The 21,243-nt window shown below is 47.5% G+C and carries 15 protein-coding genes, 1 tRNA gene and 1 pseudogene; 16 read left to right on the plus strand and 1 reads right to left on the minus strand.

The features are described from left to right. Nucleotides 1-12: 12 nt before the first annotated feature. The 12 genes and pseudogenes from B5D35_RS06625 to B5D35_RS25610 all read left to right on the plus strand — a co-directional run bounded on the left by B5D35_RS06625 (nucleotide 13) and on the right by B5D35_RS25610 (nucleotide 13,714). Nucleotides 13-88: transfer RNA gene (locus B5D35_RS06625), tRNA-Asn, on the plus strand. 221 nt (nucleotides 89-309) lie between these two features. Next, nucleotides 310-891, plus strand: coding sequence for an electron transport complex subunit RsxA (gene rsxA, locus B5D35_RS06630; protein ID WP_078751809.1), 582 nt, complete (start codon nucleotides 310-312; stop codon nucleotides 889-891). Beyond that, nucleotides 891-1,475, plus strand: coding sequence for an electron transport complex subunit RsxB (rsxB, locus tag B5D35_RS06635; protein WP_078751810.1), 585 nt, complete (start codon nucleotides 891-893; stop codon nucleotides 1,473-1,475). Before rsxA ends, rsxB begins: the two co-directional genes overlap by 1 nt. Next, nucleotides 1,472-3,982 (plus strand): electron transport complex subunit RsxC, encoded by a 2,511-nt coding sequence (gene rsxC / locus B5D35_RS06640; RefSeq protein ID WP_078751811.1) that lies wholly within the window; start codon nucleotides 1,472-1,474, stop codon nucleotides 3,980-3,982. Before rsxB ends, rsxC begins: the two co-directional genes overlap by 4 nt. Nucleotides 3,983-3,984: 2 nt before the next feature. Next, a complete protein-coding gene (rsxD, locus tag B5D35_RS06645) occupies nucleotides 3,985-5,046 on the plus strand; it encodes an electron transport complex subunit RsxD (RefSeq protein ID WP_078751812.1) in 1,062 nt (353 codons plus the stop codon). Further along, nucleotides 5,043-5,675, plus strand: a complete 633-nt coding sequence (gene rsxG, locus B5D35_RS06650; protein WP_078751813.1) for an electron transport complex subunit RsxG — start codon at nucleotides 5,043-5,045, stop codon at nucleotides 5,673-5,675. Before rsxD ends, rsxG begins: the two co-directional genes overlap by 4 nt. Further along, a complete protein-coding gene (locus B5D35_RS06655) occupies nucleotides 5,672-6,364 on the plus strand; it encodes an electron transport complex subunit E (RefSeq protein WP_078751814.1) in 693 nt (230 codons plus the stop codon). The genes rsxG and B5D35_RS06655 overlap by 4 nt, the downstream gene beginning before the upstream one ends. 23 nt (nucleotides 6,365-6,387) lie before the next feature. Continuing rightward, on the plus strand, nucleotides 6,388-7,029 hold the full coding sequence (nth, locus tag B5D35_RS06660) for an endonuclease III (protein WP_078751815.1): 642 nt from the start codon (nucleotides 6,388-6,390) through the stop codon (nucleotides 7,027-7,029). A gap of 57 nt (nucleotides 7,030-7,086) precedes the next feature. Continuing rightward, a complete protein-coding gene (gloA, locus tag B5D35_RS06665; protein WP_078751816.1) occupies nucleotides 7,087-7,503 on the plus strand; it encodes a lactoylglutathione lyase in 417 nt (138 codons plus the stop codon). 194 nt (nucleotides 7,504-7,697) lie between these two features. Then, nucleotides 7,698-10,598, plus strand: a complete 2,901-nt coding sequence (locus tag B5D35_RS06670) for an HD domain-containing phosphohydrolase (protein WP_078751817.1) — start codon at nucleotides 7,698-7,700, stop codon at nucleotides 10,596-10,598. 2,367 nt (nucleotides 10,599-12,965) lie between these two features. Further along, nucleotides 12,966-13,504 (plus strand): annotated as a pseudogene (locus B5D35_RS25605) (HD-GYP domain-containing protein); the annotation flags it as partial. A gap of 33 nt (nucleotides 13,505-13,537) precedes the next feature. Then, on the plus strand, nucleotides 13,538-13,714 hold the full coding sequence (locus B5D35_RS25610; RefSeq protein ID WP_244556515.1) for a hypothetical protein: 177 nt from the start codon (nucleotides 13,538-13,540) through the stop codon (nucleotides 13,712-13,714). A 72-nt stretch (nucleotides 13,715-13,786) separates the two neighbouring features. On the opposite strand, the gene motY is transcribed toward B5D35_RS25610, so the two are convergent. Beyond that, entirely contained in the window at nucleotides 13,787-14,614 is an 828-nt protein-coding gene (gene motY, locus B5D35_RS06680; protein WP_244556522.1) for a flagellar protein MotY, read from the minus strand. A gap of 227 nt (nucleotides 14,615-14,841) precedes the next feature. Between motY and rnt the strand changes: the two genes are divergently transcribed. The 4 genes from rnt (at nucleotide 14,842) to B5D35_RS06700 (ending at nucleotide 21,236) form a co-directional block, all read left to right on the plus strand. Next, the gene (rnt, locus tag B5D35_RS06685) at nucleotides 14,842-15,513 is read left to right on the plus strand and encodes a ribonuclease T (RefSeq protein ID WP_078751819.1); all 672 of its coding nucleotides are present in this window, start codon (nucleotides 14,842-14,844) and stop codon (nucleotides 15,511-15,513) included. A gap of 277 nt (nucleotides 15,514-15,790) precedes the next feature. Further along, nucleotides 15,791-17,113: an outer membrane protein transport protein gene (locus B5D35_RS06690; protein ID WP_078751820.1), complete on the plus strand. Its 1,323-nt coding sequence runs from the start codon at nucleotides 15,791-15,793 to the stop codon at nucleotides 17,111-17,113. A 448-nt stretch (nucleotides 17,114-17,561) separates the two neighbouring features. Next, nucleotides 17,562-18,809, plus strand: coding sequence for an outer membrane protein transport protein (locus B5D35_RS06695; RefSeq protein WP_078751821.1), 1,248 nt, complete (start codon nucleotides 17,562-17,564; stop codon nucleotides 18,807-18,809). Between the two features lie 33 nt (nucleotides 18,810-18,842). After that, nucleotides 18,843-21,236 carry a VolA/Pla-1 family phospholipase gene (locus B5D35_RS06700; RefSeq protein WP_078751822.1) on the plus strand — a complete coding sequence of 798 codons (2,394 nt, stop codon included), beginning with the start codon at nucleotides 18,843-18,845 and terminating at the stop codon, nucleotides 21,234-21,236. The last annotated feature ends 7 nt before the right edge of the window (nucleotides 21,237-21,243 follow it).

Here is a 21,243-nt window from a genome sequence, read left to right on the forward strand (position 1 = left end):
AACAAAATCTGTTCCCCCTTAGTTCAGTCGGTAGAACGGCGGACTGTTAATCCGTATGTCGCAAGTTCAAGTCTTGCAGGGGGAGCCACTTTTCGAAACCCAGCCTCGGCTGGTTTTTTTGTTATCTGTCCGCAGTGTTCGCTCAAACGAGATGTTATCGCCTGTTTGATTGCGTGTGACACCAAAAACCAAAATGGTCAATTTATATACACTTCGCAAATTTAGTGAAAAACCCTCCCCCCTATCTGTTGTTATACCCGCTTCAAACGCCGATAATACAAAGATCTCTTTAAAATTATTTTGAATGGCATGACTGAGTATTTATTGCTTCTCGTCGGTACCGTCCTCGTAAACAACTTCGTGTTGGTGAAGTTTCTTGGCATCTGCCCGTTTATGGGGGTGTCTAAAAAGCTTGAAACAGCGATAGGTATGGGACTAGCGACGACATTTGTTCTTACCCTGGCGTCGGTAAGTGCCTATCTTGTTGAAACTTACATTCTGGCACCATTAGGCTTGGGTTACTTGCGCACCCTAAGCTTCATACTTGTCATTGCAGTGGTCGTTCAGTTCACCGAAATGGTCGTGCATAAAACCAGCCCAACACTTTATCGATTGCTGGGTATCTTTTTGCCACTCATCACCACGAACTGTGCCGTCCTAGGTGTGGCGTTACTTAACATCAACGAACAACATAACTTTATCGAATCCATCATCTACGGATTTGGTGCGGCAGCAGGTTTTTCGTTGGTTCTCATTCTCTTTGCTGCAATGCGTGAACGAATCGCAGCAGCTGACGTCCCAGCCCCCTTTAAAGGCGCGTCTATCGCAATGATCACCGCAGGACTCATGTCTCTGGCATTCATGGGCTTTACTGGACTGGTGAAACTGTAATGATCGGAATTTTAATTGCGGTCGCTGCAATCGCCATTTTGGCTGCCGTGTTCGGCGTGTTGTTAGGTTTCGCGTCTATCCGCTTTAAAGTGGAATCAGACCCTATCGTTGACCAAGTTGACGCTATTTTGCCACAGACCCAATGTGGTCAGTGTGGCTATCCAGGCTGTCGACCTTATGCCGAAGCGATTGCCAATGGCGACGCGATTAACAAGTGTCCTCCTGGTGGGCAGGCTACCATCGAAAAACTTGCCGACTTGATGGGCGTAGAGGCAACAGAGTCAGCACACGATGAAGAAAAAGCCTTAAAGACTGTCGCCTTTATCCGCGAAGACGAATGTATTGGCTGTACCAAATGTATTCAGGCGTGTCCGGTAGATGCCATCATTGGCAGTACCAAGGCAATCCATACCGTTCTTAAAGATGAATGTACTGGCTGCGATCTTTGTGTCGCACCGTGCCCAACTGATTGTATAGAAATGATCCCAGTTCAAACCACGCCAGAGACCTGGAAATGGCAACTCAACCAGATCCCTGTCGTACAAATTACCGACCAAGAAAATCAAAGGGTGAAACAAGCATGATCACCCTTATTGAACAAATTAAACAGGGTCAAGTCTGGGAGTTTCACGGTGGTGTACATCCCCCGGAAAACAAACATCAGTCAAATCAACAAGCCATTCGGCCCGCAGCGATCCCCAATGAAATCGTATTGCCACTGAAACAGCACATTGGTACCACCGGTCAATTGCTGGTTGCCGTTGGCGACAAGGTGCTGAAAGGCCAACCATTGACGAAATCTGACGTATTACAGGCGTGCCCTGTTCACGCGCCTACATCGGGTGAAGTCATTGCGATAGAAGCAAGAACGATCGCCCACCCTTCAGGTTTGTCGGATAACTGCATTGTTATTCAGCCGGATTTTGAGGAGCGCTGGGCAACGAAAACACCAAGTACTGATTTTCGCCGCCAAACACCTGAAGATCTGATCGATCACATCCGCATGATGGGCATTGCAGGCATGGGCGGTGCGGGTTTCCCAGCCGCGCGCAAACTGCAAACGGCGCATAACAGGACCGAAATCCTGATCTTAAACGGCGCCGAGTGTGAACCTTACATCACCGCAGATGATCGCTTGATGCAGGAACACGCACAAGAAATTGTTCAAGGCGTGGAAATTCTACAGCACATCGTCAATCCAAAGCTGACGGTCCTTGCGCTGGAAGACAATAAGCCTGAAGCCATTGATGCACTGAAAACGGCCACCATTGGCAAAGACAACATCATCGTCCAAGTCGTACCGACCAAATACCCATCGGGTGGTGAGAAACAGTTGATCAAGCTGATCACCGGAAAAGAAGTTCCCACCAAAGCAATCCCTGCAGCCATTGGCATCATGGTGCAAAATGTGGGAACCGCATTTGCCATAAAGCGCGCTGTTATTGATGGTGAGCCCCTGATCGAACGTGTTGTTACACTTGCTGGCACGACGCTAAAAGAACAAAGCAACCGTTGGGCACTGTTAGGCACGCCCGTGAGCTTCTTGCTGGATAAGCATGGCTACCAGCCAGATAATAAACTAGAACGCGTGATCATCGGCGGCCCGATGATGGGCTTTACGGTGCCGCATACCCAAATCCCCGTCACAAAAATCACCAACTGTATTCTTGTTCCAAGCAAACGTGAAATTGCGCCTTCTCAAGGTGAAATCGCGTGTATTCGATGCAGCAGTTGTGCAGACGCCTGCCCGGCTTCATTGCTACCACAACAACTGCAGTGGTATGCGAAAGACCAAAACTACGACAAATGCGAAGAGTACAACCTGTTAGATTGCATTGAATGTGGCGCATGTGCGTACGTATGTCCAAGTGAAATTCCGCTTGTTCAATACTATCGCCAAGCAAAAGCAGAAATCCGTACTCGCGATGCAGAACACCAAGCCGCTGAACGTGCACGTGAGCGCTTTGAAGCGAAAAAAGCGCGTATGGAGCGTGACAAGCTAGAACGCGAAGCGCGCCACAAGCTAGCGGCTGAAAACCGTCGTAAGGCAATGGAAAAAACGGGTGACGGTGATGCAATTGCCGCTGCGATCGCTCGTGTTAAAGCAAAGAACGACCAAGGATCTGCTGCCACAGCCATGAAACCAGCCGTTGCCGCAGCCATTGCGAAAGCGAAGGCCAAGCAAGCTGAAGCCGCTGCTGCAGGTAACGCAGAACCTGATAATAGTGAAATGAACAAGCTGCGAGAAGAACGTAAGCGACTTGCTCGTGAGCGAAAAGCGCAAAAAGAGGCGACGGAAAACACCTCGTCTTCTGACAGTGCTATAGACAAAAAAGATGCCGTTGCGGCTGCAATCGCACGAGCGAAAGCGAAAAAATCTGCTCAGCAACCGGACGAACCAGCGAGCGAGTCCAGCGAGGCTGATGCGAAAAAAACAGCGGTCGCAGCAGCTATTGCGCGCGCAAAAGCCCGCAAAGCAGAACAAGCGGGATCCGCAGAGCCTACGGTTGACAATACGTCGTCTGAGAGTGACCCGAAAAAGGCTGCCGTTGCTGCCGCTGTTGCCCGTGCAAAAGCACGTAAAGCTGCTCAGCAGGTTGAAACGCAAGAATCCGCTGACATCGTAGAGTCTTCTGAGGATGATCCGAAAAAAGCAGCCGTTGCTGCCGCTGTTGCCCGTGCAAAAGCGCGTAAAGCTGCTCAACAGGTTGAGACGCAAGAATCCGCTGACATCGTAGAGTCTTCTGAGGATGATCCGAAGAAAGCTGCTGTTGCCGCTGCTATCGCTCGTGCTAAAGCACGCAAAGCCGCGCAGCAAGCCGACGCTCAGGAAAACGTAGAAACGCCAGTGCCTTCTGAAAACGATCCGAAGAAAGCTGCCGTTGCCGCCGCTATCGCCCGCGCTAAAGCACGTAAAGCGGCACAACTGTCAGCCGCCCAGAGCGAAGAAAAAGAAGACGAAAATATCGACGAGCAGGAAGCGGAGCTGTCTGTTATTCAAGACCCTAAAAAAGCGGCTGTTGCTGCTGCCATTGCCAGAGCAAAAGCTCGCAAAGCAGCGCAGATGCAAAACAAGAACGAGGATGAGTAGTCGTGGCCTTTTTTCTAGCCAGTAGCCCACATAGCCATAATCGCAGAAGTACCAAAGACATCATGATGACAGTGATATTGTGCACGTTGCCCGGTATTGCTGCACTTTGCTACTTCTTTGGCTGGGGTGTGTTATTTCAGGTACTCATCGCCTCTGCAACCGCCGTATTGTCGGAAGCTGCCATCATTGCGATGCGCCGTCGTCCCGTAAAACGATACCTGCAAGATAATTCTGCGTTACTAACCGGTATTCTAATTGGTATCGCTATACCTCCCTTTGCACCGTGGTGGATTGCCGTCATCGGCTCTCTGTTTGCCATTGTCATCGCGAAGCATCTTTACGGCGGATTGGGCCAAAATCCGTTCAATCCTGCAATGGTTGCGTACGTTGTTCTGTTGATTTCCTTCCCCGTACAGATGACAACTTGGCTACCGCCATCCTCATTGTTGGCTCAACCATTGAGCTTTATGGATGGTTTATCGTCAGTCTTCACAGGGTTAAGCGTTGATGGCTTTAGCGTTAACCAACTCAGACAAGCTGTCGATGGTTCAACGATGGCGACGCCACTAGACACGGTTAGAACCGCCCTACTGGCCGGTAAGACTGTAACGGAAGCTGTTCAAGAACCTGTTTTCGGCACATTTGCAGGCCTTGGGTGGGGTTGGGCAAATCTGGCGTTCCTTGCAGGCGGTTTAATTCTGCTCAAACTACGCGTTATCCAGTGGCAAATTCCCGTTGCCATGCTCTCAACACTGCTCGTTTTCAGCACATTAGGGTATGCCGTTAGCCCTGATACTGTCGCATCACCCCTGCTGCATTTATTCTCAGGTGCAACCATGTTGGGTGCATTCTTTATCGCAACTGACCCTGTTTCCGCCTCTACAACGCCGAAAGGCCGTTTGGTATTTGGCTGCATGATTGGCGCTCTGGTGTATTTAATTCGAACCTTTGGTGGTTTCCCTGACGGGGTCGCCTTTGCAGTATTGATTGCCAACATGTGTGTCCCTTTGATTGATTACTACACAAAGCCAACGACGTACGGTTACAAAAAGGAAAGCAAATGATCCGCGCAATGAGAAACAATGGATTAATACTGGCGCTAGTCGCACTGCTTTCCACTGGATTGATTGCGATTACTGATTCGCTAACCAAAGACACCATTGCTGAACAACAAAGATTGCAGTTGTTAAATGTGCTCAACCAGGTTATTCCAACTTCAATGCACGATAATCCGTTGTATAAAAGCTGCACTATGATTACCAACCCAGCATTGGGTAGTAAGTCTCCAATGCCTGCATACGTCGCGACCAAAGACGGGAAAACAACCGCCATCGCGATTGAAGCCATTGCTCCTGATGGCTACAACGGTGCCATTAAGATCCTCGTTGGTGTGGACACAAACAAAACAGTCTTAGGTCTGCGTGTATTGAGCCAAAACGAAACACCAGGGCTAGGCGACAAAATTGAACTCACTGTTTCTGATTGGCCGCTCTCATTCACCAACCAGAAAATTGAAAGTGCGGACGACAAGCGTTGGCACGTCCAAAAAGATGGCGGGCAGTTTGACCAGTTCACCGGGGCAACCATCACTCCTCGCGCTGTCGTTAACGCAGCACGCAAAGCAGCATGGTATGTCAGTGAAAACATCGATACCATCATCAAGCAACCACAAAATTGTGGAGATGCATCATGAGCCAAAACATTGAATTAATGAAAAACGGGCTTTGGAAAAACAATCCAACGCTAGTTCAATTACTCGGTCTTTGCCCTTTATTGGCAGTCTCTTCTACAGTGGTCAACGCATTAGGCCTTGGCCTGGCGACACTGTTAGTACTCGTTGGGTCCAACCTCACCATCTCGCTGGTACGCGAATGGGTGCCGAAAGAAGTCCGTATACCTATCTTTGTCATGATCATCGCGTCGCTAGTAACGTGTGTGCAATTGCTTATGAATGCCTATGCATACGGTCTCTACCAGTCTTTGGGCATCTTTATCCCGCTGATCGTGACAAACTGCATTATTATTGGCCGAGCCGAAGCGTTTGCCTCAAAAAACACACCACTCCCCTCTGTACTTGATGGGCTCTGGATGGGATTAGGCATCACACTATCTTTGGTGGTCGTCGGTGCTATCCGTGAAGTGCTGGGCAACGGCACCTTATTCGATGGCGCTGACCGTTTGCTCGGAGAGTGGGCGGCAGGTCTGAAAATTCAAATATTCCACTTCGATAGCGCGTTTTTGCTGGCATTATTGCCACCGGGAGCGTTCTTAGCAGTCGGTTTCCTTATTGCCGCCAAGAATGCACTTGACGAACACCAAGCGAAAAAACTGCCAAAAGAAAAAGTCGTAATTGAACGCGTCCGCGTGACTTCAACCGACTGATATAGATAGTCAATGGAAAAGCAATGAATAACGAAAAACGAGTCCAAATACTGGAGCGATTGCGCGCGGAAAACCCTCACCCGCAGACAGAGCTGAACTGGAGTACACCGTTTGAGTTGCTCATTGCGGTTTTGCTGTCAGCGCAAGCCACCGATGTCAGTGTCAACAAAGCCACTGACAAGCTTTACCCTATCGCCAACACACCGGCAGCACTGCTGTCTCTGGGCGTCGAAGGTGTAAAAGGATACATAAAAACCATTGGTTTATTTAATTCAAAAGCGGAAAACGTCATCAAGACGTGTCAGATCTTGATCGATCAGCACAATAGCCAAGTTCCGGAAGACAGAGAAGCATTGGAAGCCCTTCCGGGAGTTGGCCGAAAAACAGCAAATGTTGTGTTGAACACTGCATTTGGCTGGCCAACGATAGCGGTTGATACCCATATCTTTCGTGTTTCCAACCGCACCAAACTTGCAGTAGGTAAAAACGTCGATCAGGTCGAGCAAAAACTTCTCAAAGTCGTACCCAATGAGTTTAAAGTGGATGTCCACCACTGGCTTATTCTTCATGGACGTTATACCTGTATAGCGCGTAAACCTCGTTGCGGAAGCTGCATCATTGAGGATTTATGCGAGTTTAAAGACAAGGTTTATCCTGACGAATAACAAAAACCACCTTTCGTGGTTTTTTACATCTGAAAAGACATATTAAAGGAGAATGTCATGAGCACGGGTCGTATTCTTCACACCATGCTTCGCGTTGGCGATTTGGATCGTTCAATTGCTTTTTACACCGACGTGATGGGTATGCAACTTCTACGTAAAAACGAGAATGAGCAGTACGAATACACGCTGGCATTTGTAGGTTACGGTGACGAATCGCAAGGCGCGGTTATCGAACTCACTTACAACTGGGGTACAACAGAGTACGAACAAGGAACTGCCTTTGGTCACATTGCGATTGGCGTAGACGACATCTATAGCACATGCGATGTCATTCGCGCGGCTGGCGGAAACGTTACCCGTGAGCCTGGCCCAGTAAAAGGTGGTTCTACTGAAATCGCGTTTGTTGAAGACCCAGACGGTTACAAAATTGAGCTGATTCAAAACAAAAGCGCATCAGAAGGTTTAGGTAACTAAACACACTGAGGAAACGCCGTGACATTCACGGCGCTTCCCATTCATATACATCTAGTTGCATTCAATTCAGAACATCATACTGCAAGTGGTTTCCATCCAATTTTCGCACTCCTCACAGTTCCCGAGTTCATCCTTCAAAAACATTTATCTCTGATAGGCTTAAAGTATTGTCGCAATAACAAGACCACGCCTTCATGCTCGGTAAAAAAAACACCTTACAGCTACATATCGCCAGCATATTTTTTATTGTCGTCTCTGTGCTCTCGCTAATATTGATTATTCTTAGCTACCAAAACTCAAAAGCCTTGAATGAGCAGCTCGCAAGAGAGAGAACCTCTCAAAATGCTGAGCAAGTAAAGCTGGCGTTTGAAAAAAAAATCTCTCCTGTTCTCACCGCATTAGAAACACTCGCCGTTTCCGATTTTGGGCATACACTCGATGCATCTAATGACGAAAATTGGTTAGCGTCTGTCAATGCCATTATGGACGTTTCGCCGGATGTACTGGCTATCTATGTTGGCTATGAGGATGAAAGCTCGGCGTTTATTCGTTCCACACGCCCCGCATTTATGCGATCACAATTTTCAACGCCAGATAACGCCTACATCATGGTCGACATCAATCAAAGCAATGGCGACCAAGTACGCACTTACTATGATGACAAGCTCGAATACATAGGCGAAAAAAGCGATAAGATTTCTTATCTCCCTACAACTCGACCTTGGTACAAAGACACACCCGATGACGGTACAATCTACATCACCGACCCCTACTTCTATCTGTTTATCAAGCGTATGGGGATCACAATCTCCAAGCGTATACCCGCTAACGGTGGTGTCCTAGCCGCTGATATTACCCTTGCAACGCTCAATGAATTTCTCACCTCATTGCCGTTTTCCGGCGACTCTCAGGTCTTACTGTTTGACGATAATGGAACCATTTTGGCGCAAAATGGCGTAATGCAGAACGCAGCAGAAAACACCACACAAGATATCTACGAGAAAGCGTTAGAAAGCTCACCGCTAAACAACACGTTTTCCCGTCAGAATTGGTCCGAGTCATCCCAAACCACCATGTTCAATGATGCTTTATGGCGAATAACGCTCGTCAATGTCGCCTTTGGACAGGGTGATGGCATGTGGTTGGCCACTGCCATTCCCGAAGACAAGCTTATCGGCACCGCGATAGAAGCCAGAAACAATCAGATATTCATTAGCTTCGCCGTCTTAGGTATCGGCATGCTACTTATTCTATGGGCATCTCGACGTATCGCAGCACCACTACGACAGCTTAATCAAGCCACATTAAAGATCAGAAACCTCGACTTCTCAGGCGTAAAAACACCGGATTCCACCATTCAGGAGGTCCGCGAATTATCTGACTCGATCAGCATGATGTCTGAAACTATTAGCGATTTTTTGGGAACATTGCACCGAGTTTCCCACAACCAGAATTTCGAGTCGCTATTGACTGACATGGTGTCACACTGCCAGAAAACATCAGACGCAGATTACGTGCTGATGTGGGCAGCTGACATGGACGATCGTGACCAATTGTCTCTTGTCGCGCACGTTCCAGAGGAAATCAGCGAAACAAACATAGATATCTTCACGTTGCTAGATGCCAAACCAGACATGACAGAAGCGCTCGAAAACCAGCGCGTATATGCCTTCACGCCTTCCGAAATAGAGAAAAGCCAATGCCAGCTGCCCGCAAAATTAAAGAGGGCATGGGTGCTGCCACTCCACAACAGAGACAAAGAACGCGTTGGTTTCGTGTTCATAGGTTTCAACCATTCCGTTAGCGAAGAGCAAGAGGAGAAAGTCGCCTTTATTCAAGAATTCCTTGGCTTCGCTTCACTGATCAAAGAAAACTGGGACCACATTGCTGCGCAAAAAAATCTCTTTAAGTCTTTTGTAGAGATGTTCGCATCCGCAATCGATACCAAATCCCCTTATACAGGCGGCCACTGTCAACGGGTACCAGAGCTAACGTTTATGCTTGCCGAGGAAGTCAGTAAAGACAATGCCACGTTCCCCGACTTTTCGCTCAATGACAATTCACGCGAAGCCTTGTACTTCGCAGCATGGCTCCATGACTGTGGAAAAGTGACCACACCCGAATATGTGGTAGACAAAGCAACCAAGTTGGAGACCATCTACAACCGCATCCATGAAATCAGAATGCGTTTCGAAGTGTTAAAACGCGATGCTGACATTGCGTATTGGCAGAAAAAATGTCGTCACGGAGTTACCGATACCGATTGGAATACGCTGCAACAAACCCACCAGCAGTTGGACGATGATTTCGCGTTTGTTGCCCAATGTAATATTGGTGGCGAATTCATGGATGATTCATCCATTGAAAGGCTTCAACGCATCAGTGAGATGACGTGGGAACGAACCCTCGACGACTCTCTTGGCTTGTCGTGGGAAGAAGAGGATCGTAGAAAACGACGGGGCGAAAATGCACTCCCTAGCACAGAAAAGCTGCTGAATGACCGTGTGGACCATGAAATTCATTGGATGCAGGAGCAGCGTAAGCACTTCGATAATTGGGAATTCAAACTTCCCGTTCCGTCTTTGCAATACAATCGCGGGGAAATTTATAACTTGGGGATTCGACGAGGCACGTTGAACGACGAGGAGCGCTTCAAAATTAACGATCACATCATTCAAACCATCACGATGCTCCGGAAACTCCCCTACCCCGAGCACCTAAAGCGCGTGCCTGAAATTGCTGGGGGCCACCATGAGAAACTGGATGGCAAAGGGTATCCATACGGTCTAGATGAAAACGATCTTCCCATTGATGCACGGATAATGGCGGTCGCCGATATCTTTGAAGCACTCACGGCAAGCGACAGGCCATACAAAAAAGCCAAAACACTCAGCGAAGCACTAAAAATATTGGCATTCATGGCGAAAGACAAACACATCGATCCAAAACTGTTTGTGCTATTTATCGAACAAAAAATTTATCAAAAATATGCCAATGCCTTTCTTCCGACAAAGCAACATGATGACGTTGATGAGCAAGCGTTACTCAACATCGTGTTAAATATCAAAAGTAAGCACGCCGCAACAAAAGCGTAATAACATATAGGTCAGATCACATTTACACTCATGGAGACGATGCTTGGCATAGCGCTCAAGAACAAAGGTAGGATCTTTGAATCAAAACAATTGTTTAATGCCCTCAGCATACAAATATTTTCGTGATGATATTCATAGGGATGAATGTAAGGAATTTGAAAAGATTTAGATCTGATAGGCTCTAAATAACATCTTACTTATTAGACACCAGACATGTTCCCCAAGAAACATTACACACTCCAAATTCACATCGCTGGCATTTTCTTTGTCGTCGTTTCAGCACTTTCTATCATCCTTATTGTATTGAGCTACCACAATTCAAAAGTGCTCAATGAGCAATTGGCATCTGAGCGTGCGCTTCAAAACGCAGAACAAATTAAAGGCTCTTTTCAAAGTCTGGTCGCCCCTGTAATCACGTCAATGGAAATGATGGCAGCATCCAGTTTCGGGGAAAACTTATATTCAGCAAACAACAAACAATGGCTTTCTGCCATCAATGCCATCATGACGCGCAACCCTGATGTGCTCTCTATTTACCTCGGCTACCCCGATGAAAGCTCAGCCTTTGTTCGCTCAACCAAACCCAGCTTTATGCGAGAACAGTTTTCAACGCCTGACAATAGCCACGTTATGGTTGACATCAACATGGCGTCCGGTCGTCAAATTCGCACTTACTATGACGAAACGCTCAGTTATATCGATGCCGATACCGACAATATAGATTACACACCCACTTCACGCCCTTGGTATAAAGTGGCACCAGACGATGGCAGCATTCATGTCACTGACCCCTATTTTTATCTGTTTATCCAACGTATGGGGATCACACTATCTCGTCAATTACCGAAGGGGGACGGTGTTATCGCTGCGGATATTACACTCGCCTCTCTTGAGCGATTCCTTTATGCGCTTATCGACTCTCCAGATACCCAATTAATGCTATTGGATGATAACAAACGTATTTTTGCGCACACAGGCTTTCTACCCGAAACCTCTTCAGGCCCCAATCAACGTGTCTACTTGGAAGCACTGACTCAATCCCCTCTCAATACCTTGTTCAAAAGGACTGATTGGGAAGAGACCAACCGCAAAGTTGAACATCGTGGTGAGACCTGGGTGCTGAACCTCGTTTATATGACATTTGGCAATGAAAGAGGGCTATGGCTGGCAAAAGCAATCCCCGAAAGCGCATTAATCGGCAGTGCAATCGAAGCACGAAACAACCAAATCATTATCAGTGCGTTCGGTCTGCTTATCGGCACCTTAATGGTGCTTGGGGCTTCACGACAAATCGCCAAGCCATTGAAAGAACTCGGAGATGCCACTCAAAGTATCCGTAAACTTGATTTCACATCCGTCATCACACCGCAATCAAATATTGTCGAAGTGAAAGAGCTCTCCGAATCAGTGCAATTGATGTCCGAAACAATTGGCAGCTTTCTTGACACTCTTCACCGCGTTTCAAATAGCTCCAATTTTGATGCCTTAATGGCTGACATCGTGTACCACTGCCACCAAACTGTGGAAGCCGATTCCGTACATTTATGGACAAAGCCCCCTCAAAGTGAGGATGCCTTGACACTTATCGCACAGTTCCCCACCAGCAACGACCAAAGCGATATAGACATTTCCAACTTACTTGTCGATTCACCAGAAATTGCCAATGCGCTTAATAGCCAAGCATTTTTCAGCTTTAAACCATCACAAACCGATGTCCAACGCAGTAACCTGCCCATCGACATTAAACACGCATGGATTCTTCCTCTCTTTAACAGAGAAAAAACATGTGTTGGCTATGTACTGCTCGGGTTCCATGACACGCCGACAAACGCGCAAAAAGACAAAATTCAATTTATCCGACAGTTCTTAGGGTTCGCCTCTCTTATCAAAGAAAACTGGGACCGCGTTTCCGCACAAAAACATCTGTTTAAATCGTTTATAGAGATGATGGCATCCGCTATCGATACCAAGTCTCCGTACACGGGGGGGCACTGTCAGCGTGTCCCTGAGCTCACGTTTATGTTGGCAGAAGAAGTAAGCAAAGATAATGCGAATTTCCCCGATTTCATACTCGATGAAAAAGCACAAGAAGCCCTTCACTTCGCCTCTTGGTTACACGATTGCGGAAAAGTGACAACCCCTGAATATGTGGTCGACAAAGCCACGAAGTTAGAAACCATTTACAACCGAATTCACGAAATCAGAACCCGCTTCGAGGTGTTAAAACGTGACGCTGAAATCACGTATTGGCAAAAGTGCTATAACGGTGAAGATGAGAAAATATGGAGACAATGGTTAAGTAACACACATACAAAATTAGATGAAGATTATGCATTTATCGCCAAGTGTAACGTGGGCGGAGAGTTTATGGATGACAGCAATCTCGTTCGGCTGGAAGAGATTTCCAAGAGGACGTGGGTTCGTACCCTGGATGACACCTTGGGTCTTTCATGGGAAGAAACGGCGCGACGGACACAGCGTGGTGACACCATATTGCCCAGTGTCGAACGTGTCTTAGATGACAAGACTGACCATCAAATACCTTGGCTCGAAAAACAAAGAGAAGCTTTCAAGAACTGGGAGTTCAGCCTGACGATTCCGACATTGCAACATAACCGTGGTGAACTCTACAACTTATCGATTCAACGTGGGACGCTCAATGATGAAGAGCGATTCATTATCAATGACCATATTATTCAAACCATCAAAATGCTGAGAAAGCTGCCCTACCCCACGCATTTGCAGCGCGTACCTGAAATCGCGGGCGGACACCATGAGAAACTGGATGGTAAAGGTTACCCCTACGGACTGGACGCTTCATCGCTGTCGATCGATGCCAGAATTATGGTGTTGCCGATATTTTTGAAGCATTAACGGCAAGCGACCGGCCATATAAAAAGGCCAAATCACTCAGCGAAGCACTGAAGATACTGGCCTTCATGGCAAAAGATAAGCATATCGACCCTCAACTATTTCGATTGTTTATCGAACAAAAAGTCTATCAACGATATGCAGATGCCTTTTTGCCCGCATCTCAACATGACTCCGTCAACGAAGGTGCTTTGCTCGCGATCGTCGCGCCAGTTAAAGCTGCACAAGAAGAGACCGCTGTTTAGCAAACGTTACGAAACGGTGCGTATCTATAAAAAAAGCCCCTTCCGGGGCTTTTTATGCAATACACGTCGCCATTATATAATCGTTCGTCCGAGAGAGATCACCACGCGTCGGTTCTTGTTTCGTCCAATAGGCGTTTCGTTGACGGCGATAGGACGGCGCTCACCGTATGCTTCAACCTGAATACGATTTTTTGGCAGACCAAGAGACATGAAATAGTCTTCCAATTTTTGCGCACGTTTTTCTGACATCCGCTGGTTGGCCGCTTTTGCACCACGCGCATCCGTATAGGTCGCCATAAGCACCAAGTCGATATCTGGACTGTAACGAACAAACTCAGCGATCTGTGCAAGTTTCGCCATGGATTGTTTATTCAACTCGTCACCATTTTCGTCGTAATGCAGCGTCGTAAACGCAATGTCTTCAAATGAATAAGGCAACAGTCGAGCCAAACAACTACTGAACTCATTATATGATGACTGGAAAGCGACGGGCGATAACGCAACTTCTACGCGCTTCCCTCGGCTTTGCCACTCTCGAAAACTGAATGTTGGCAATCGGCCAGACTCTAGTTCAGCCAACATACTCCAAGCCGTCTGACCATCGACGTATCCATCAAACTGTTTATAAAATTTCAGACGATCAATGTATTCCGCGGGCTCGCCCGGCGTCCAAACTGGCGGCTTGGAAAGCAAAAACACGTTTTCGGTCTGTCCCATCGGGCGACGCATTTCCAATTCAAAATCCAAATTGATTTTTTTGCTCGCTCGGGAGGTAAATGTCGCCGAACCAAAGTTGGGGATCACATGTTCAACTCGGCACTCTATCGGCGTATCAACTTTCACCTGCCATACTGATTCCGTTGGCTTAGCACCGTAATACTTGCTCGCATTCACAGACATAGGAGTAAGTGCTGCTGCAATGCACAGAGGAAGAAGCGTATGACGGATCGCGCTTTTCATAATCTGGGCTGGCTCCTGTGTCTTTAGTCAAACGGGGTTACTAGATTTATCGGTCGTAACAACGACTTCTTTAGTGGTAATTGTAATCATCATCCACCCAACAAGAAAATGAAAAAGGCTGCGGCTTCTGACATAATGCACGCCTGATTTTAATGAGTTGCTCAAATATGACCCAAGAAACCAACCTAAACACCTTAAAAGCGCGATTTCGTGGCTATTTCCCAATAGTTGTCGACGTTGAAACCGCAGGTTTCAATGCCAAAACGGATGCATTACTTGAGATTTGTGCCATCACTTTAAAGATGGATGAAGAAGGTTGGATTTCTCCAGACAAAACCCTGCATTTTCACGTCATGCCATTTGAGGGTGCGAACCTGGTTCAAGAGGCCTTAGAGTTTAATGGCATCAAGGAACCATTCAGCCCTTTGCGTGGTGCAGTCAGTGAAGAGCATGCACTTAAAGAGATTTTTAAGCTGATCCGTAAAGAGCAAAAGGCGCAAGGTTGTCAACGCTCCATCATGGTTGCGCACAACGCTAACTTTGACCACAGCTTTGTTATGGCCGCTTCAGAACGTGCAAGCCTGAAACGTAACCCATTCCACCCATTTGCCACGTTCGATACCGCCGCACTAAGCGGGTTGGCATTAGGACAAACCGTTTTGGCGAAAGCTTGCCAGACTGCGGGAATCGCATTTGACAATCGCGAAGCTCACTCTGCACTTTACGACACTGAGCGAACAGCTGAGTTATTTTGTGAGATCGTTAACAAATGGAAAAAATTGGGTGGTTGGCCAGTCATTTCAGCAGAAAATGAATCCGAACAAAGTACGGATAACTAACTACGCTTCTTCTTAGAAAAATCAGGCGGGAAACCAATTAAAACAGGGGATCCCGCCTGAGAATATCAAAAGTTAAACACATGTTTCAAACGATGGTATGAAAACACCATTATTTAGTGGTCTTACCATTGTAGATCTCGCGCAAACTATTGATAACAAATCCGTCACATTCATCAAAAAGCCGAATATACTCTTAAATCTGAACCGTTATAGCGCAATTGATACAAGGCTATGCAGCAGCGGGTAACACAAAGGCAGTGACAGGGAGGCAAGATTGATGAAACGTGTAACCAACCGTACCTTACTATCCGTAGCGATTGCTTTGGCAACTTTCCAAGCACACGGTGCCGGATTCCAAATTAGCGAGCATTCCGCCAGTGGCCTAGGCCGCGCATTCGCAGGCGAAGCGGCTATTGCAGACAATGCAGCCGTCGCTGTCCGTAACCCAGCCGCCATGACCATGTTTGATTCAGCCCAGCTTTCTGGCGGCATCTCCTTTATTCAGCCAGATGTGAACGCGAAAGTTAACAGTGTGGGTGGAAACTCTCCTTCTCTTTTCCCAAACACGTCTTCTGAGCACAGCGGCGTTGCACCTGATGCTGTCGTTCCTAATGTTCACTACGTTAGGCCAATTGACGAAAAATCTGCGTTTGGGTTGTCTGTTTTTTCTAATTTTGGTCTCGCAACCGAATACCCTTCGGATTCAGTTGCAGGCCCCATTGCAGGACAAACGGAGTTGACGACCATCGATTTTAACGTCAACTACGCTTACAAAATAACGCCTCAGTGGAGCTTAGGGTTCGGCCTCAATGCAATTTACGCAGATGCATCTCTCGTCCGTAACGCCGGCGCTGCTGTGTATGGCTCAAGTAAAACCCAACTTGCCGCACTAGGCATAACGTCTCCTACTGATGAAGTCACTAACTTGAAAGGCGACGGTTGGGGCTTTGGCTGGAACGCGGGGGTTCTTTGGGAGATCAATGAGAATAACCGCTTAGGTCTGTCTTATCGCTCAGAAACCGATATTACTTTGGATGGCGACTATCGAGGCACATCCAATGCACAGAGTGTACTTACTGGGGGAACGGTTCCTGGTGAGCTTGAGTTGAACCTTCCCGATATCTTCGAGTTTTCTGGTTACCATAAAGTCGCGCCAAAATGGGCAATTCACTACAGTGCAATGCGTATCGGCTGGAGCTCGTTCCAAGAGCTGAAAGCAACCAGTACATCATGCACAAGTGCAACCGCTGGTGCTGGCGTCTGTCTTCAAAAAGATGAAAAGTGGGACGACAGTTGGCGCTATGCTATCGGTGCAACGCACTACCTGAACAACGCTTGGACACTTCGTGCTGGTATTGCTGTTGATGAGAGTCCTGTACCTGACTCTCACCGTACACTGAGTATTCCAGATACCGAACGAAACTGGTACACCCTAGGGGCAACATACCAAGCATCTGACAAACTGACCATTGACGGTGGCTTCGCTTACCTCAACGGTGATTCAGTTTCTGGAACCGAGACAGAGAGTGGTACCGCATTTACATTTGAAGCGGGTGGCGACGCATATATCTATTCAATTAGTGCAAACTACACATTCTAATCACTTGTTTCATAAACAGGAAAAAGTCGACTCTTTGCAGTCGGCTTTTTTATTTCTATCACAGAATCGACATTTTCCCAATAAACCCGTGACCAATAGCAACAGCAAGCTGACACTCCATTTTCAAACACCTGTTTATATCTACAAATACTAACGTAATCAGATAACTCACTAATAACAATACAATCAATAAGTGCATTTACTATTTAGAGTAATAACTTCAAACAACAGTTTTCTTTTCCGCACTCCATTCCAACGTGAAATCCCATCAAATCCATCAATTTAACAGCTATTTAACATTCCAAAATTGCGTGCCATATTACTCAGCGAAAAGATCCGACCAGCTGGAAAACTATACCTCCCCTCCTGCGTCTCATCTTTAAAACACATTAAAACAAAAGGTTACACCCGTACCTCAACGGACATCTCTAACGGACAGAGAGGCTGTATGTCACACAAATATTTAAAGACGGCAATTGCAATCACGGTAGCTTGTACATCATCTCTTGCATGGAGTGCGGGCTATCAAGTATCAGAACACTCTGCCAGTGGGTTAGGCCGCGCCTTTGCGGGTGAGGCCGCCGTCGCTGACAACGCGTCTGTGCTGGCTCGTAACCCAGCAGCAGGGACATTGTTTAAACGTGCCACGACATCCGGCGTTATCAGCTTTGTTGACCCAAATGTGGACGTTTCACACACAGGGCCATCAAGGGAGCAGTCAGTAAAAGACGTTGCACCTTATGCTATCGTGCCTGCCTCGTATTATATATCCCCTATCAATGAACAGTTCTCTTGGGGTGTCGCTCTTTTTACGGGTTACGGTGTAGCAACAGGCTATCCCGATGATTTTAATCAGGGTCGCTCCGCAGGGGATACCTCTTTGGTGAGTGTCACCTTCAATCCCAGTATTGCTTGGCAAGCTAATGAACATTGGAGCTTAGGTGTCGGTCTCAGTGCCGTATACGGCATAGCAGAGCTGAACCGTCATAAAGGCTTGTTGGCCTTGGCGATTGGCGGAAACGCGTCAGATAAACTCATCACCATGGAAGGTGACACCTTTGGTTTTGGCTGGAATATTGGTGCGCTCTATGCGCTTGATCCTAATAACCGATTTGGATTTGCCTACCGCTCAGAAGTTACGCTCGACTTTGACGGAGACTTCACCGATCACACAGGTATTGCCGCGGGGTTACCGCCGGGCACAACATTGACAGGGAAGCTTGAAGCAGTCCTTCCCGCCACGTTTGAATTCTCTGGTTTCCATCAAGTTGCCCCTGCCTGGGCCGTCCACTACAGCGTATTGTGGACAGAGTGGAGTCAATTTAAAGAGCTTCGAGCGACCAACACTCGATGCAACTCATCAGATGGCGCAGGCGTTTGTTTCCTAAAAGAAGAACACTACGAAAACGCCTTACGCTGGTCTGTTGGCGTAACGCACAATCTCAATGATGACTGGACTGTCAGAGCAGGATTTGCCTTCGATGAACAAGCAGGTAAAGCCACACTGAGCATTCCAGATACCGACCGCTATTGGTACTCCATTGGTGCCACCTATCAGTACAGCAGTGATCTTTCCTTTGATGCAGGGTTCACTCTCATCGACAGTAAATCTGGCACGTTCACAGAAGACGGAGAAATATTCGACAGTTCAGGAAACGCCCTGATTTATGCCATGCAGGCTAACTACACCTTTTAATTTTTCATTGATGAGCAGTTCATGAGGCGTTTTATGAAAACGAAAATTTTAGCCATGATGGTTTCAGCCGCGCTTTTGTCGGCATGTAATGATTCCAGTATTTCAGGTGATTCAACTTTAGACCCCGGAATTACTGACAGCCTTAACGCACCAACCAAAGTTAACTTCGATCTGTTGGCGAAAAAAACCGTGGTCGTCACCCCGAGTTTTATTGCTGCAGATGCACATGACGGCACGCTGGCTTCCGAAGGAACAGTAGGAAGCAGTGCTTATTCGACAGATATTTCCGACCCTCTGGTTGCGACGGGAAAAACCGACGGTTGGGGAACGCAATCACCCATCAGCGTGTCATTTACCGGCAACGATCTCGACCCGTCGACAGCGAGCCAAGGCTTTCGTTTGATGGCAAGTATCAACCCAACGGCATCGTCGAGCACCAATGTAAGCCCCACGTTACTCAAAGAGAACCAAGACTACACCGTGAGTGCGAGTGGAAAAACGCTGACGGTCTCCCTGAAAAAGCCACTCAATCCAGCCGCAGAATACATGTTTGCCATTACCAATGACCTAAAAGATGTCACAGGGGCAAGCGTTGGTATGACACGCTCATATGCGGTGTTAAAAGACAAAGCGGCTCCACCCAGTGATGCGCTGAAGCCCGCACAAGCTATCACTCGTACAGTTGAAGCAGAGTTTGAGAAAGCGGGTGTTGCTGCTGAAGACATTATCTTCTCGACTTGGTTTACCACGGCATCAGCAGGTGATGTCCTCTACGGTGCAAAACAAGCCACCGCGTTTGCAATCGATCAAGGTGCATCATCAGTTTGGAAAGGGTCAGCCATTGATAGCTCTGTAACAGACGCCGATCTTAGTGCCCTTTTTTCTATCACCGCTCAGGCTGTTGCGCCTACCCAAACGAACGCAGGCAACACAGTTATTGCCCTTTCGGTAAAACTGCCCTACTTCTTAAGCAAAGAAGCTGGCACTTTCTCATCGACTCCGTGGAAAAGTGGCATGCCAAGCTTGGCGGCCATCACGAACATCGTTTCAAACGGCTCCGATGCCGACAAAGCGGCAGTCTTAGGCCAATTAACTGCACTGGGTATTTCGCAGGCGCAGTTAGCGACTGTTGCGACTGATCCTCAAACACAGGCTGACGTGCTGCCAAAACTTGTCGGCGCAACCCTAACCAAAGCTGACGGCAGTCAGCTTGATGCCGAGCGTCTTGTAACCCGCTACAGCCCTGTGCCTATGCTGCGTTCTGTAGAAGATGTACCCGTGATGCTGGTCATCCCTAAATCAGCTAACTGTGCCAACGGTGCCAAGATGCGAACAGTTATCTTTCAGCACGGCATTACATCGAAAAAAGAGGTACTTACTGATAATGGCGGAATGGGTGCTGATGGCCTTATCGGTGATAACTGCGTAGCTATTTTCGCCATTGATCACCCTCTTCACGGTGAGCGAGCCATATCCGAACAATTGAGCGCGACGACAGGAAGTGCCGCTGTTTATCTCAACCTCGCTGCACTGCCTGTTGCACGTGACAACCTGAGACAAAGTGCGATTGACGTCATCAACCTGCGTGCATCCATCGGGCGTATTCTTGCACTGCTAAAACAAGGCGGGACACTTGCTGCACCGCTTGGCAATCTAGACCCTGATAAAGGCGTCGCTTTTGTTGGCCACTCTCTTGGCGCAATCACTGGTGTTGATGTTGGGAATGTTGCAAACCGTTCGGTGAATAACCCAACTGCAGATACTTTTCTTTTCAACATCAATGCTGTGGCACTTGCTAACCCAGGGGCGGGCATTCCTTATTTGCTGCTCAACTCAGGGTTCTTTGGCGATTTCGTAAAAGGAAGCTTGTTAGCCAGTGCAAATCAAACATTTGCAGGCTTTTGTCAGCAAAATGGGCTGTCTAATGATTTAAAAACCTGTTTCTCGGTATTTCAAACGAACTCACTAGATGCAGCGTTACAGCCCGCTTATGACGCATTTGGACAATACGCTGTTGCCGCTCAGATTGTGTTAGATTCGGTAGACCCCATCAATCACGCAGGCTCAATCGGCAGCGACATTCCCGTCTACATGTCTTCTGTGGCTGGTGATGAAACCATTCCGAATGCGCTCAAAGAGAAAACCCCTATTAAACCAAGTTCAACGGTTTTCGAGATTTATTCCCCCTCAGGAGGCACATTGCCGCTTATCGAGCCTTTGGGTTTAAATGCCACGACAGCGTCAGTTTCCGGCCAAACGGTCAAAAGTGCATTGTTGTTTACTGAAGGAGGACACTCTTCGTTGCTTGATACATCGCCAAGTGCCAATACCAATAAAGAAATGCTAGATCAAATTGCCTCTTTCATTGCTGGTGACGGAAAAACACTTGAAGTTGGTAATAGCGCGATTCTTTCTACCTCCCAATAAAAGGCTG

Origin of the sequence: Enterovibrio nigricans DSM 22720 (genome assembly GCF_900167155.1) — a bacterium.
Taxonomy (GTDB): domain Bacteria; phylum Pseudomonadota; class Gammaproteobacteria; order Enterobacterales; family Vibrionaceae; genus Enterovibrio; species Enterovibrio nigricans.

Excerpts from the sequence above, each read along its gene's own strand:
- rsxA (WP_078751809.1), top strand. The coding sequence starts at position 310 with ATGACTGAGTATTTATTGCTTCTCGTCGGTACCGTCCTCGTAAACAAC.
- rsxB (WP_078751810.1), top strand. The coding sequence starts at position 891 with ATGATCGGAATTTTAATTGCGGTCGCTGCAATCGCCATTTTGGCTGCC.
- rsxC (WP_078751811.1), top strand. The coding sequence starts at position 1,472 with ATGATCACCCTTATTGAACAAATTAAACAGGGTCAAGTCTGGGAGTTT.
- rsxG (WP_078751813.1), top strand. The coding sequence starts at position 5,043 with ATGATCCGCGCAATGAGAAACAATGGATTAATACTGGCGCTAGTCGCA.
- B5D35_RS06655 (WP_078751814.1), top strand. The coding sequence starts at position 5,672 with ATGAGCCAAAACATTGAATTAATGAAAAACGGGCTTTGGAAAAACAAT.
- nth (WP_078751815.1), top strand. The coding sequence starts at position 6,388 with ATGAATAACGAAAAACGAGTCCAAATACTGGAGCGATTGCGCGCGGAA.
- gloA (WP_078751816.1), top strand. The coding sequence starts at position 7,087 with ATGAGCACGGGTCGTATTCTTCACACCATGCTTCGCGTTGGCGATTTG.
- B5D35_RS06670 (WP_078751817.1), top strand. The coding sequence starts at position 7,698 with ATGCTCGGTAAAAAAAACACCTTACAGCTACATATCGCCAGCATATTT.
- B5D35_RS25610 (WP_244556515.1), top strand. The coding sequence starts at position 13,538 with ATGGCAAAAGATAAGCATATCGACCCTCAACTATTTCGATTGTTTATC.
- motY (WP_244556522.1), bottom strand. The coding sequence starts at position 14,614 with ATGTCTGTGAATGCGAGCAAGTATTACGGTGCTAAGCCAACGGAATCA.
- rnt (WP_078751819.1), top strand. The coding sequence starts at position 14,842 with ATGACCCAAGAAACCAACCTAAACACCTTAAAAGCGCGATTTCGTGGC.
- B5D35_RS06690 (WP_078751820.1), top strand. The coding sequence starts at position 15,791 with ATGAAACGTGTAACCAACCGTACCTTACTATCCGTAGCGATTGCTTTG.
- B5D35_RS06695 (WP_078751821.1), top strand. The coding sequence starts at position 17,562 with ATGTCACACAAATATTTAAAGACGGCAATTGCAATCACGGTAGCTTGT.
- B5D35_RS06700 (WP_078751822.1), top strand. The coding sequence starts at position 18,843 with ATGAAAACGAAAATTTTAGCCATGATGGTTTCAGCCGCGCTTTTGTCG.